11 protein-coding genes are annotated in these 13,726 nt (G+C 39.3%); 6 read left to right on the plus strand and 5 right to left on the minus strand.

The window, feature by feature from the left end; all coding sequences use genetic code 11:
• The 6 genes from AC4MRQ_RS20750 to AC4MRQ_RS20775 form a co-directional block, all read left to right on the plus strand.
• Positions 1-532, plus strand: a 532-nt coding sequence (locus AC4MRQ_RS20750) for a type III pantothenate kinase (RefSeq protein ID WP_491199635.1), incomplete at its 5' end; no start/stop codon positions are given.
• Complete coding sequence (gene bamG / locus AC4MRQ_RS20755) at positions 525-1,868, plus strand: BamG family beta-barrel-assembly machinery protein (RefSeq protein WP_491199636.1); 1,344 nt, start codon at positions 525-527, stop codon at positions 1,866-1,868. The genes AC4MRQ_RS20750 and bamG, both read left to right, overlap by 8 nt.
• Before the next feature lie 25 nt (positions 1,869-1,893).
• Positions 1,894-3,246, plus strand: coding sequence for a tetratricopeptide repeat protein (locus tag AC4MRQ_RS20760; RefSeq protein WP_491199637.1), 1,353 nt, complete (start codon positions 1,894-1,896; stop codon positions 3,244-3,246).
• Positions 3,247-3,250: 4 nt separating this feature from the next.
• Complete coding sequence (gene lptC / locus AC4MRQ_RS20765) at positions 3,251-3,829, plus strand: LPS export ABC transporter periplasmic protein LptC (RefSeq protein WP_491199638.1); 579 nt, start codon at positions 3,251-3,253, stop codon at positions 3,827-3,829.
• A gap of 55 nt (positions 3,830-3,884) precedes the next feature.
• Entirely contained in the window at positions 3,885-5,147 is a 1,263-nt protein-coding gene (locus AC4MRQ_RS20770; RefSeq protein WP_491199639.1) for a hemolysin family protein, read from the plus strand.
• A gap of 116 nt (positions 5,148-5,263) precedes the next feature.
• On the plus strand, positions 5,264-7,327 hold the full coding sequence (locus AC4MRQ_RS20775; RefSeq protein ID WP_491199640.1) for a peptidylprolyl isomerase: 2,064 nt from the start codon (positions 5,264-5,266) through the stop codon (positions 7,325-7,327).
• Between the two features lie 648 nt (positions 7,328-7,975).
• On the opposite strand, the gene cobA is transcribed toward AC4MRQ_RS20775, so the two are convergent.
• From cobA to AC4MRQ_RS20800, 5 genes are all read right to left on the minus strand, one after another.
• Positions 7,976-9,688, minus strand: coding sequence for a uroporphyrinogen-III C-methyltransferase (gene cobA, locus AC4MRQ_RS20780; protein WP_491199641.1), 1,713 nt, complete (start codon positions 9,686-9,688; stop codon positions 7,976-7,978).
• 87 nt (positions 9,689-9,775) lie between these two features.
• On the minus strand, positions 9,776-10,270 hold the full coding sequence (locus AC4MRQ_RS20785; protein WP_491199642.1) for a precorrin-2 dehydrogenase/sirohydrochlorin ferrochelatase family protein: 495 nt from the start codon (positions 10,268-10,270) through the stop codon (positions 9,776-9,778).
• A gap of 16 nt (positions 10,271-10,286) precedes the next feature.
• Positions 10,287-10,514, minus strand: coding sequence for a DUF2061 domain-containing protein (locus AC4MRQ_RS20790; RefSeq protein WP_491199643.1), 228 nt, complete (start codon positions 10,512-10,514; stop codon positions 10,287-10,289).
• A 7-nt stretch (positions 10,515-10,521) separates the two neighbouring features.
• Positions 10,522-12,240 (minus strand): NADPH-dependent assimilatory sulfite reductase hemoprotein subunit, encoded by a 1,719-nt coding sequence (locus AC4MRQ_RS20795; RefSeq protein ID WP_491199644.1) that lies wholly within the window; start codon positions 12,238-12,240, stop codon positions 10,522-10,524.
• Between the two features lie 19 nt (positions 12,241-12,259).
• A partial coding sequence (locus AC4MRQ_RS20800; protein WP_491199645.1) for a diflavin oxidoreductase occupies positions 12,260-13,726 on the minus strand: 1,467 nt, incomplete at its 5' end.

The following is a 13,726-nucleotide window of genomic DNA, read 5'->3' on the forward strand; positions in this document are numbered from 1 at the left end:
TTCACAACTAAACTCTAACATTGTTGAACTTAATCCAGCTACCCCACTTCCATTTGAATGGCTTTATCATACTAAATCAACCATAGGTAAAGATCGTTTAGCCGCTGTAGCTGGTGCTATCAGTTTATATCCTGAAAGCAACTTATTGGTAATAGATGCTGGAACAGCTATCACCTATGAATTGATTGATAGCAATCATGTCTTTTTAGGAGGCAATATTTCGCCTGGAATGGCAATGAGATATAAGGCCTTAAATGAGTTCACAAGCAAACTCCCATTATTGCATCGTGAAGATGATACACCACTTGTTGGTCAATCAACAAAAGATGCCATACAGGCAGGTGTTCAAAATGGAATAATTTTCGAGATAAATGGTTTAATTGATGAACTTTCAAATCAATATCAATCGCTCAAAACAATTATAACTGGGGGCGATGCAGAATTTTTTGCAAGGAAGTTAAAAAATCCCATCTTTGTACATCCTAATTTGGTACTTATTGGACTTAACAGAATTCTAGAATACAATGCATAATATATATAAGCTTGTTGTCACCTTTTTATTAGTTGGTTTTATTACCAGTTCAGCAACTTCACAGAACCGAACATATTCACCATATTCCCGATACGGAATTGGGGAATTACAAGATGGTGGTTTTGGTCGAAACGCTGCCATGGGACACACAGGTATTGCTTTAAGTAGTTCATATAACTTAAATAACCTCAATCCGGCTTCTTATTTTAGTATGGATTCCATCTCATTCTTCTTCGAAGGAGGTGTTTCTGGTTTTGATCAAAAAATCAAGTCCAATGAAATGACTGCCCGATTTTCTGACATGAACTTCTCATATTTCGCTATTGGCTTTCCTGTCTCTAGGTGGGGATTTATGTCCATTGGTGTTAAACCAGAATCTTTAGTTGGTTATCAGTTTTTTGATGACAACGAATCAGACAATTTACCAATAACAGATGGTAACTATACCAAATCATTGTATTCGGGAGATGGAAACACAACAAAAGCGTATACTGGCGTTGCATTAAGCCCGATCAATAATTTATCAGTAGGAGTTCATTTCTCTTATATTTTTGGAAAAGTTAGTCATTTTTCAATTGCTGAATTTCCAAATGATCCATTTGCATTCAAGCTTGGAACATCTGAGGAAATATCTATAAACGACTTCTATCTTGATTTTGGAATTCAATACCGACATAAATTAAAGGATCGTCATAATATTGTTTTAGGAGCAGTGTACAATCCAAGAACCGGTATTAAAGGAAAAGTAAAGAAATTAGTTGCCGCCGGTAATTCATTTGACCGCGATGGTGTTACAATAATTAATGCCGACACTTTATCTTTTAATGAAACTGAGTTTTCTGGCAGTGCGTTAGAGCTACCGGAAAAGTATGGAATCGGAATCGCATATAACATTGAAGATCTGATGACTATTACAGCAGATTATTCTTTAACTAAGTGGAGTGATACCGAATTTCCTGCACTGGCAGCCAGCAGCAGTGATCCTAATGCTTTTACTATAGGTGACGAACAAAAATTTGCTTTTGGATTAGAATATATACCAAACTATCGGAGCGCAAGCTTCTATCCTAGCCGCATTAAATATCGATTGGGTACTTCCTACAAAAAAGAATACTTAGTCACTCCTCAGGCCGCCGGAGGCAATCACCTGACTGACTTTGGCATAACTTTTGGAGTAGGATTGCCATTGAAAAGGAGTAAAACGTCTTTCAATTTAGCATTCGAATGGGGACAAAGAGGAAGTACTGATTATAGTTTAGTAAAAGAGAACTATATGCGCTTTACAATGAACCTGACTCTACATGAATATTGGTTCATGAAACGAAAATTTGATTAAGACTAATACAAAAAACCAGAATACCATGCCAATGAAAATTGCTACATTATTAATTACAGGACTATTATTTACAGGTTCTGTTTTTGCTCAAAAAGGAGTAGAAGATGGGTCGAAATACGGCCATGGAGAAGATAGTTTAAGATGTTTAGAGAATCTTTCTCTTTATTACGAGTATTATAAGCAGAAGAATTATGCTGAAGCTTATCCTAAATGGGAGATCGCATTTAATGAGTGTCCGGCTTCTAACAAAAACTTATATTCTCATGGTGAGCGTATCGTTGAATCCTTATACAAGAAAGAAAAGGACGCTGCCAAGAAAGCAGAATATTACGATCTTCTGATGAAGGTTTATGACCAACGTGCTAAATACTTTGGTAATGACAAAAAGTACCCTACAGAATACATTATGGGTAAAAAAGCGATCACGATGTTACGTTACAACCGTAACAACCCTGAAGTGGTTAAACAAGCTCAAACTTATTTAGCTGATGGATATAAGAAGTTAGGAATGCGTACACAGCCACCTGCTTTACTTACTTACATGGCAAACAGTGTTGCTATGTACAAACTAAATGAGCTATCCGGTGAACAATTAGTTGAGGTTTATACCAACGTTACCGGTACTTTAAACAAGCAAAAAGCAGCTTCTAAAAAACCGGATGTAATACAAGAAATTGTTAACAGCGTTGAGAAGTTATTTGCTCAGAGTGGTGCTGCTAACTGTGAAACTTTAGCTGAAATTTTTGGCCCTCAATTAGCTGATCACACAGCTGATCTTGAATGGTTAAAGCGTGTTAATCGCTTATTAGCTAAAGGTGATTGTGGTGAGTCAGAGCTATTTTACCAGTCATCAGAGTATTTGCACAAGATTGAGCCATCAGCATCTTCTGCATTTGGTTTATCACGTATGTATATGAAAACCGGTGATTCGAATAAAGCTATCTCATACTTGAACGAAGCTATTACATTAGAAGAAGATCCGGAAAGTAAGGCAAAATATCACAATACCCTTGGTTTGATCTATATGTCTCAGAAGAAATATAGCCAAACAAGGTCGGAAGCTCGTAAAGCAATTGCTCTACGTGGTGATTGGGGTGCTCCTTACATTTTGATAGGTAAAGCTTATGCGGCTGGCGCATCCTCTTATGGATCAAAAGAGTTTGAGAAAAAGACTGTTTACTGGGCTGCTGTTGATCAATTCAAAAAAGCTAAATCTGTTGATTCAGAAGCAGTGGCAGAAGCAAATGAGAATATTCTTCTATACTCTCAGTATTTCCCAAATACAGAAGAAATTTTCTTCCAGGGACTTAAGGTGGGTGATGCTTATAAGGTTGAAGGATGGATTGGTGTATCTACTACAGTAAGAGCTAAAAAGTAAAGTTTTGACACCTTCGTTTAGAAATAAGATTAAATCAACATATACAGCAAGCAGTATTGTACTGCTTGCTGTTTATTTTTTAGCCACAGGCTGTCAATCGAACAAACCCGAAGAAATTGCAGCCATTACTAACCGGGAAGAAATCCCATCATTAATCTATGAAGAATTTGAATCGGTATTAACCGACTCAGGAAAGGTAACCCATAAATTCATTACGCCTAAACTTCTAAGATACGACCGCAAAGAAGAACCTTATATGGATTTCCCAAACGGTTTGCATGTTATCTTATACCAACCAAATGGAGAAGTTGATGCACAAATTAAATGCAGAAATGCCATCAACTATGAGAAGAAAGGCTTGTGGGAACTCAATATTGATGTGGAAGCCATCAATCAAAAAGGCGAAGTACTGAATACTGAACAACTCTTTTGGGATACCAAAGCGAAAAAAATATACTCCGACCAATTTGTGACCATTACTCAGGGCGACGATGTGATTACCGGAACTGGCTTTGAAGCCGATGAAAACATGGAAAACTGGACCATAAAAGCTCCGCAAGGTGATTTGGAATTTGACGAATAAGTACAATTCTCAACATTTTTCCTATCTTTCCTCTCACTAGTAGTCGACGACTTAAATGAACGAAATTTTAATAATTGCACTAACTCTTCTATTATCAGCCTTCTTTTCGGGTTGTGAAATGGCTTTTTTCAGCTCTAATAAACTACTGCTTGAGCTTAATAAGAAAAAACATCCAATCCCGGCACGTATTATCGACCGCTTTGTGCGTAATCCCGGTACTTTCTTATCAACCATATTAATTGGTAATAATGTTGCACTCGTTATTTATGGTTTGCACATGGCCAAGCTTGTTGAGCCCAAAATTAGCATGTACGTTGAGTCAAGTGCAGGATTACTGCTTATTCAGACTTGCTTCTCAACGTTGGTTATACTTATTACCGCTGAATTTCTGCCCAAAACTCTTTTCAGGATACATCCAACTTTCATCTTAAATGTATTTGCTTTACCGCTCCTGTTCTTTTATTTCATTTTTTATCCCTTGAGCAGATTCACAATGGCTATTTCTGATTTTATTATCAAAATCGTTTTGAAATCGAAAAGTAAACCCGAGCAAAGCCCCTGGATGTTAAGCAAAGTCGATTTAGATAATTTGCTAACTGAACATCATGAAAAAAGTGATAAGGATGATGAAGGTGCTAATGAAATAAAGCTATTAAAAAACGCTCTTGATTTCTCAAAAGTAAAAATCAGGGAATGTACCATACCACGAACTGAATTACAGGTTATTGAGGTAAATGACGAACTGGAACCATTGCGTAAGCAGTTTATGGAAACTGGTTTGTCAAAGATTTTGGTTTATAAAGATAGTATCGACAATATTATCGGCTACGTTCATATTTCATCGTTATTTAAGCATCCTAAGAAAATTCGGAATATCATCAGTCCGATATCAATCATACCCGAAACCATGACCGCCAACAAGGTACTTGAATTGTTTACCAAAGAACATAAAAGTATTGCATTAGTTGTTGACGAATTTGGCGGAACAGCAGGTATTGTAACACTGGAAGATATTCTGGAAGAGATTTTCGGTGAGATCAATGATGAGCACGATGTGTTTGAGCATATTGAAGAACAGGTTAGCGATAATGAATTCAGATTTTCAGCTCGCCTCGAAATTGATTACTTAAACGAAAAGTACCCGATCAACCTTCCTCAATCTGATGATTACGAAACTATTGCAGGGCTAATACTTTTTCATAATCAGTCGATACCGGAGGCTAGTGATGTGATTGCAATTGAGCAGTTTACCTTTGAGATTATAGAAGCCAGTAACGCCCGTATAGAGCTTGTCAAAGTAAGTTTCGAAGCTGATTAGTATTTGATAATAAACTTTATCACAGCAAAGATGGATGCACCATATCGTGTGTCCCATTTTTTTGTATATTCGTAACCTGATTTTGAAATCTACATAATTTTATAAGTAATAACAGAATGGCAACATTAGAGAGAATTAGGAATAAGTCTGGATTACTCATCATCGTCATTGCAGTAGGTCTTTTGGCCTTCTTGTTGGGTGACTTAATGAGTTCCGGAGATTCCATGTTTAGAAGACGAAACATGCAGATTGCTGAAATTAATGGAACATCTGTATCATACCCCGAATATCAAAGCTATGTAACTGAGCTGGAGGACTACTACAAGCTAAACTCACGCTCATCAGCTCTTGATGAAAATACTTCCTATCAAATTCGTGAGCAGGCCTGGAACCAGTTGGTTCAGGACGTTATCATGGACGAAAAATATGAAGATTTAGGTATCGCGGTGACTCCTGATGAAATTTTTGAAATGGCAACAGGTCAAAACGTTCATCCACAAATCCGTCAGATGTTTACCAATCCACAAACTGGCATTTTCGATAAAGCACAGGTTATCAATTTCCTTCAACAGAAAAACCTTGATCCTAATGCCAACTTCTATTGGTTATTCCTTGAGAAGCAGATTAAGAAAGAGCGTTTATTTACTAAATATCGTGATTTACTTAAAAAAGGAATGTTTGTAACAACTGCACAAGCCGAAGCCGAAGCTAAAGCCAAAGAAAGTAAAGTTGACTTTGACTTTGTGGTAAAGCGTTATTCTTCTGTTCCTGATTCAGCGGTAACTGTTTCGGATAGCGAAGTTAAGAATTACTACAACGCACATAAAGAAAGTTACAAGCAGGAAGCTACTCGTGAAGTTGTTTACGTTTCGTTTGACGTAAAACCTTCGGACGATGATAAGAAAATGGCTGAAGAGTGGATTACAAAGGCGAAAGTGGAATTTGAAAATCCTGAGACCGATGCTGTTCAGTATGTGAATATGAACTCTGAGACGAACTACATCGATCGTAACCTGAAATTTGAGCAATTGAGCTCTACTATGCAAGGTTTTGTTCAAGGTGCTGAAGTTGATGAAGTATATGGTCCTTATTTGGAAAATGAAACTTACAAACTTTCACGCATTGTTGCCATCAAGCAAATTCCTGATTCAGTTAAAGCTCGTCACATCCTAGTAAAAGATCCTGCTGTTGCCGATAGCTTATTTGCTTTGGTTAAAGGCGGTGCTAATTTTGCTGATATTGCCCGTGACAACTCGGAAGATCAGGGTTCGGCCATCAATGGTGGTGACTTGGGTTGGTTTACAGAAGGTACAATGGTAAAACCTTTCAACGACGCTTGTTTTGATAACGACAAAGGCGCTATTGTTAAGGTTGATAGCCAGTTTGGAACGCACATCATTAATGTGCAGGACAAAGGCAAGCCAGTTACCAAGTACAATATTGCAACTCTGGAGCACAACATTACTTTCAGTTCGCAAACAAACCAAAAGATTTATGCTCAAGCTGCCAAGTTCGCTTCTTTAAACCGTACAATTGATCAGTTCAATGATGCTGTCACAGCTGACAATTTGGTGAAGCGTTATGGTCGCAACATCCGTATTAACGACCGTACTGTAAATAACCTGCAGCATTCTCGCGAAATGGTTCGCTGGGCTTTCGAAGCTGACATTAATGATATGTCTGACATTTTTGAGTTTGGTGATTCATACATTATCGCATTCTTAACAGGCGCTAAAGAAGAAGGATATCAGGATGTAGCTGCTGTTCAGGGATCAATTGAAAGAAAACTGCGCAACGACAAAAAAGCTGAAGTTTTGATGGCTGAATTAAACAGCAAGAAACAAGGTAATGATATTGCAGCTCTTGCTTCCGCTATTGATAGCGAGGTGATGACTGCAAACCAAATTGATTTTGGTGCATTCCAGGTTCCTGGTGCTGGCGTTGAGCCTGCTTTAGTTGCATTGGCAACAACAGCTAAGCAAAACGAATTAAGCGCCCCTGTAGCTGGTAATAATGGTGTATATGTGGTGAAAGTGAACAATGTTTCTACTACACCTGCAGACGTTGATGCTGAAAAAGCACAATTATCACAAAGTAATGGATTTAAAGTGGACTACCAGGCTACTGAAGCAATTCGCAGTCAGGCTGAGATCACTGATGAAAGAAGCAAATTCTTCTAGAATTATATAGAATTAAGAATAGAAAGGCGGAACGGATGTTCCGCCTTTTTCTTTTTGGATCGTATTATGGATCGAATCTTTATAACGATAAACTCATAAAGATTCGATCCGTATGTACGTTACAGACTATTTTTTCTATGAAAAGACGTTTTACGGTTTTTCTATACGTCATTTTAATTCAAAATGAATATAAAACCTTGTGTTAAGGTATAATATGAAATTTAAAATGGAGATAACACTGCGTTATAGGGCTTTTTTGTCACAAAAAATAGTATAACACTCTGTTTATAACCTTAAAAAATTTTAAAAGGCATAAAACACAACGTTATACACCAATTTAAATTCTAAATGAGCATTAAAACTCGTGTTAAGGTAAAATATGAAATTTAAAAGGAGCATAACACTGCGTTAGTGTGTTATTTTGTCACAAAATGATAGAATAACGCTGCGCCATAGAGCATTTTCTTTTAAAATAACAGGATAACGCACTGTTTATTCCTTAATTTAATTTTACCGGGGTATAAAACGGTGTGCGATTTTTTCTGCAAAAAAGCTTTGTACAGTCTTTCTAACCTTTTCCAAAATTTAAAACTTTGGAAAAGGTTTGGGCTTTTATAAAAAAGATCTTTCAAACACCATGTTTTACGATTAGCCATCGTATTCCGCCCGAATAGAAAACAATGCGGCGTCATTATGTAGTTTCAACTGCGTCAGGTATTCATCCAATACTTTCTTCGTATAATTCCCTCTCACTTTAAACTTTAAGTCGGCAGGTAAAGTATCATGCAACTTAAAAAAATGATGCACTACTTTGGGCGATGTCAACACCACACCATAGAAATCTTCCAGGTTATGGCGAACTGCATTATCGGGCAAAATACTTTTGTAAATCTTCAGCTCGTGAATATGATTTCCCATCTCCTGTAATTTTTCAGGCAGGATACTTAAACCATCTTCAGAACAAGGTAACAGAATTGCCTCGTTTTCAATTTTTTTATTGTGAAATGACTGAACCAGACCTTTGGCCGAGTTATCTTTTGACTCGGGCTCTACAATCAAACCGTATTTTTGTAATGCCTCTGTTGTTGATGTTCCGATAGAACTCAAGGCAATTTCATTCAAAGCCCTAACATCTAATCCGACTTGAAAAAGGGCTTTGAAAAACTCATGTACAGCATATGGTGTGGCAAATACTATACGGTCAAACGCCCTCAGGTTATTCAACAAACTAACCTGATGATCGCTCAATTTTGTTGATTCAATCTTAACCAGTGGATTATGGACGACCTGGCCTTTTTCGTTAAAGTATCGCAGCTCCATCCCTGTATAAAGCCATTTCTTGCTTTTCTCTCCGGTATTCACTACTGTTTGTCCAACAATCAGCAAGGCAGGTGCAGGCAAAACGACTTTAGCTGTTTTCAGATCACTTAGCACATAGCGTTTCATTTCTCCCTCGGGCATCGACGCATTATGAACGCATGCCACCGGCGTATTTTCGGGCCATCCTTCATCAATCAATCGCTGGGCCCATCTCTGCTGTTGGGAAGCACCCATGTAAAACACCAAGGTATCGGCTTCGGGCAGTTTATTATAAACAGCATCATGCCCCAGTGTAAAGGCAACAGATGTGCTTGTTCCCCGAGATGTCAGTGGAATTACTGCATCTGATGCGGCAGCCAGCGCTGATGTTATTCCGGGCACAATCTCCACATCAACATGACGCTGAGCCAGGTAATGATACTCCTCTGCCCCACGTCCAAAAATCAAGGGGTCGCCACCTTTTAGTCTTAAAATCTTTTTGCCTTCCAATGCCGATTCATACAAGAGTTGGTTAATGTTTTCCTGTTTGGTGCTGTGTTTTCCCTTTCGCTTACCAACATAAACCAATTCTGCGGTAAACTGCTTCAGATAATCATCATCCAGCAGATCATCATAGAAAATAACATCGGCTTCTTTTATTAAGCGTTGCGTTTTAAGCGTCAACAAATCCGGATTACCAGGTCCGAACCCGGCAATATAAACCTGACCATATGAATTTCTTAAATCATCATCCCAAACACTTGCATCAAGGTTCAGTTGTTGATTCAAAGCCAGTAGCAACAAAGGATTGTGCTTATCAGCACCGTTTGCAAACACAGCCAAAACACCCAGGTTGTTATTAAGCGGATACTGAACCTGATCCAACGAAACCAATACCAGATCCACTCCTTTTAGTAATAATTCCATCAACTGTTCTGTTCCCATTCGCCGTTCACTTTTATGATACGACCAGATGAGTTCGGTATGGTTTGGCACAGCCTGTTCAATTTGTCGATAAATTGAATTAAAAGCTGATGTATAGGATTGAATTTTGATTTCCATAATGGTAATTGTTTATTCTGTTTCCTTACTCATCGCCCGACTATGTTGATCTATGTCTAATGGTCGGACGATGACTGGTACTTTCATTCAGGAATTAAATTCCTTGCGGTATTCATCCTTGCTTTTTGTGGTTCGAATGACACCTTTTTCGGCCAATTCACGAATCTGATTTCGCCAATGGATCGCCGCAAATACATTCTCACCGTTGGACCCAACAGCCACTGTCATTTTATCCTGTTTATAAATGGCTGGCGATACAAAGTCGCAATTCTCTGGTTTATCCACCACGTTGACAATACTTCGCCTCTGACGACCATCATTTCTGATTTGAGTATTCAGAACTTTATTGTTTGTAGCAGCATATACCAACAGATGTCCATCTAAATCAGCCGGTTCATATTGTTTTTCGACAATTTCAATAAAACCTCGCTTACGAATTTCCGGTACCACTTCAGTAGCAACCACTTTAATTCTTTTCGTGAATCGCTCCAGTGACTCAATCTTATGAATTGCAACCTTTCCTCCACCAATAATCAATATGGTTTCGTCTTCAATGTTGATGTTTATCGGTAAAAAATTCATTACGCTTCCTCCTCCTTTAGATTTGGTAATCGGGGTCTATCTTCTCTTTACCTATCTTGATACGGTTCCATGTCCGCTCATGCAGATAATACAAAAGCAATTTGGTAAATACTTCAACTATGCTGATGGAGGCTGCTATTCCAACCTTTCCTGTCACCAGGTAGGAAACCAAAAACGTATCAATGGTGCCTGTAGCCCGCCATGAAATGGTCTTTATAATGCTCCGATATCTTTTCTCCTTCATAAGCCAGTTATTTTACAATTGATACACTTTGTGATGATTCAACAATGCCAACCCGCACCAGAAAATCTCCAAATGATTCATTTTGCTCCCGCTCTTCTGCATATTGTTCAAGAAGCGGCTCTAGCAGTTGAAGAATCTCCTCTTCTCCAACCATTTCCTTGTATAAAGTATTTAAGCGATCGCCTGCAAAACCTGCTCCCAGGTACAAGTTGTATTTGCCGGGGGCGCGACCAACCAATCCAATCTCACCAAGGAATGGTCGTCCACATCCATTGGGACATCCGGTCATTCGAATCAGAATATCGTCCTGACTTAATCCGTTTTTTTTCAGAATGACTTCTATTTTGCCTACCAGGCTTGGCAGATAACGTTCTGCTTCGGCGAAGGCCATCGTACAGGTATTCAAAGCAACACAAGCCACTGCATGTTTGCGTAAGCCTGTTAACCCCTGCGCTTCTCCAGCCGAATATTTACTCAAAACCTCCTGTACTTTAAGCTTATTCCTCGTACTGACATTGCCCAATACCAAACCTTGATTACCTGTCAACCTGAAATCACAAACATTCAGTAGGGCAACTTCTTTTAAGGCTTCTTTCAACTTTAAAGAGTCGGTATCTTTTACTCTGCCATGCTCAACATGCAAACCTAAAAACCACTTGCCATTGCCGGCCTTTTTCCAGCCGAATACATCTCCATTGGATTCAAACTGGTATGGTTTTGATGTTTCAAGGTCAAATCCCAGTCGGGCATTTAACAATTCAATAAAGGATTCTGAACCAATGCGATCCAGTGTATACTTCAATCGTGCCAGTTTACGATTCTCCCGGTTGCCAAAATCACGCTGAATTTTTACTATTTCCTCAACCACGGCCAATGCTTTTTCTTTTGGCACAAAGCCAAGCACATCTGCCAGGCGTGGATAAGTTTCTGGCATGCCATATGTTTTACCCATTCCACCACCTACAGCCACATTATAGCCTGTCAGCTGATCATTATCAACAATAGCGATCAGGCCAATATCATTGGCAAACACATCGGTATCGTTATACGGAGGTACTGCAATAGCAATCTTGAATTTACGCGGCAGATAGGTTTTGCCGTAAATAGGTTCTTCATCAGACTGACCACCCTGCACCAACTCTTTATTCAGCCATATCTCGTGATAAGCCGTTGTTTTAGGCAATAAATGATTACTGATATCTTTTGCAAAAGCTGCCAGTTCGCCAACCACCGGTGATAAGGCTTCATTGGAAGTACTCATCACATTGCGGTTCACATCACCACATGCTGCAATGCTATCCAGCAAAACATCGTTAATGCCTTTCATCGTCTGGCGCAAATTCTTTTTGATTACTCCATGCAACTGAAAAGCCTGACGAGTTGTTAACTTAAGCGTGCCATTACCATACCGATCAGCCAATTGATCCAATGCCAACCATTGCTGAGCAGTTGACACTCCAGCTGGAACACGAGCACGAATCATGAAACTATATAATGGCTCCAGCTTTTGTCGTTTACGCTCCTCATCCAAGTCACGGTCTGTTTGCTGGTAACTGCCATGAAACTTGATCAACTGTGTATCATCAGGTGCAATGCTACCTGTAATCTCGTCAGCCAGGCTTTCTTTAAGCGTTCCGCGCAGAAAATTACTATTGGTTTTTATGGTTTCCACCTCAGATGGTAACCATTCCTGTGGCTGAGGTAGTTTGTTTTGCTCTTTACTCATTTCATTAATCTTAGGGTGGTTAATACACGTCTTCCTGGTAACGACCTTCTTTTTTAAGGCTCAGCAATTTTTCTTCGGCCTGTTCAGCATTTAATCCGGCCTTTTCTTGCAAGAGATCAATAAAAGCCTGTTGGACATCTTTAGCCATCTTCTTTCTGTCTCCGCACACGTAAACTACTGCACCTTTCTCAAGCCACTGATATACCTCATCAGCCTTCTGCTGGATTCGATGTTGCACATAAATTTTCTCTTCCTGATCGCGTGAAAAGGCTACATCTACCTTGGATAGTATCTTGTTTTTTCTATACTTGAGCCATTCGGCCTGATAAAGAAAATCTGTTTCAAAGTGTTGATCTCCAAAAAACAGCCAGATCTTCCCTTCTCCTTCTTCCAGCTCACGTTCCTGAAGGAATGATCGATAAGGTGCAATGCCGGTTCCGGCACCAATCAGGATGATATCCTTGTTTTTATCCGGCAATCGAAAACCATCGTTGGATTTAACCTGAACAGCTACTTTATCACCTTCTTCAATGCGATCAATCAAATAAGTTGAGCAAACACCTTCGTGCTTACGTTCGTTTTTCTGATAGCGAACAGCACCAACTGTCAGATGCACTTCATCTCCAACATCTGATTGCGATGAGGCAATGGAATATGCACGGGGTGGTAAGGTTCTCAAGGCATCTGTTAAATCCTGTACCCCAAGCTGAATCCGGAACTCCTTCAAAACATCCAGAAGATCACTGCCCTCCAGAAATACATCCAGTTCATCTCGGCTGTCAAGTAATCGATTCAGTTCTGGCTCTTCAACAAAGGCAGATAACTTTTTTAGAACTGGCAAGGTCACCAAGGTAATTTCCTTATGATGAAGCAACACTTCCTTAATGGAATATTTAGCATTTTTATGCGTAACTTCCTCGTTTCCTGAGTAACTGAGTTGCGTTAATATTTCCTCAACCAGAGTCTCGTTGTTAACAGCATATACTTCCAATGCATCTCCCGGCTGATAGCTTAAGCCTGATCCTTCAATATCCAATTCAATGTGGTAGGTTTCTTTATCTGAGCCCCGCCCATTGAGCAACACCTTATCGATCAGTTCTGCCTTAACCAGACCTCCTGTTGATCTTTCATCAGGGAGCTTGATGGTATCCGGCACCTGCAAGGCATGACCATTAACACCCTTAAAGTGCTTAAGAATATCGCCGGCCACCTGCTCCTTATGATCCTTAAAATCAACATCCAATAGGTATGGTTCTGCCAGAGCTTTGGCCCCATGCGCTTTCAGACGCTCATGAAAATCAATTCCGGTCTGACAGAAGTATTTGTAGCTGCTATCGCCCAGTGCAATCACTGCATAATTTAATTGCTCCAATGATCCGACTCGTTTACCTGCCAGAAAGCGATGTAATTCTGCGGCATCGGCTGGTGGTTCCCCTTCACCATGCGTAGAAACGATGATTATAAGATTTTCTTCTTTTTTAAGGTT

This window comes from Carboxylicivirga sp. (assembly GCF_982718395.1).

Bases quoted from the DNA above. Each gene is read 5' to 3' on its own strand.
- AC4MRQ_RS20785 (WP_491199642.1), bottom strand. From the start codon at position 10,270: ATGAATTTTTTACCGATAAACATCAACATTGAAGACGAAACCATATTG.
- cobA (WP_491199641.1), bottom strand. From the start codon at position 9,688: ATGGAAATCAAAATTCAATCCTATACATCAGCTTTTAATTCAATTTAT.
- AC4MRQ_RS20770 (WP_491199639.1), top strand. From the start codon at position 3,885: ATGAACGAAATTTTAATAATTGCACTAACTCTTCTATTATCAGCCTTC.
- AC4MRQ_RS20775 (WP_491199640.1), top strand. From the start codon at position 5,264: ATGGCAACATTAGAGAGAATTAGGAATAAGTCTGGATTACTCATCATC.
- AC4MRQ_RS20790 (WP_491199643.1), bottom strand. From the start codon at position 10,514: ATGAAGGAGAAAAGATATCGGAGCATTATAAAGACCATTTCATGGCGG.
- AC4MRQ_RS20760 (WP_491199637.1), top strand. From the start codon at position 1,894: ATGCCAATGAAAATTGCTACATTATTAATTACAGGACTATTATTTACA.
- bamG (WP_491199636.1), top strand. From the start codon at position 525: ATGCATAATATATATAAGCTTGTTGTCACCTTTTTATTAGTTGGTTTT.
- AC4MRQ_RS20795 (WP_491199644.1), bottom strand. From the start codon at position 12,240: ATGAGTAAAGAGCAAAACAAACTACCTCAGCCACAGGAATGGTTACCA.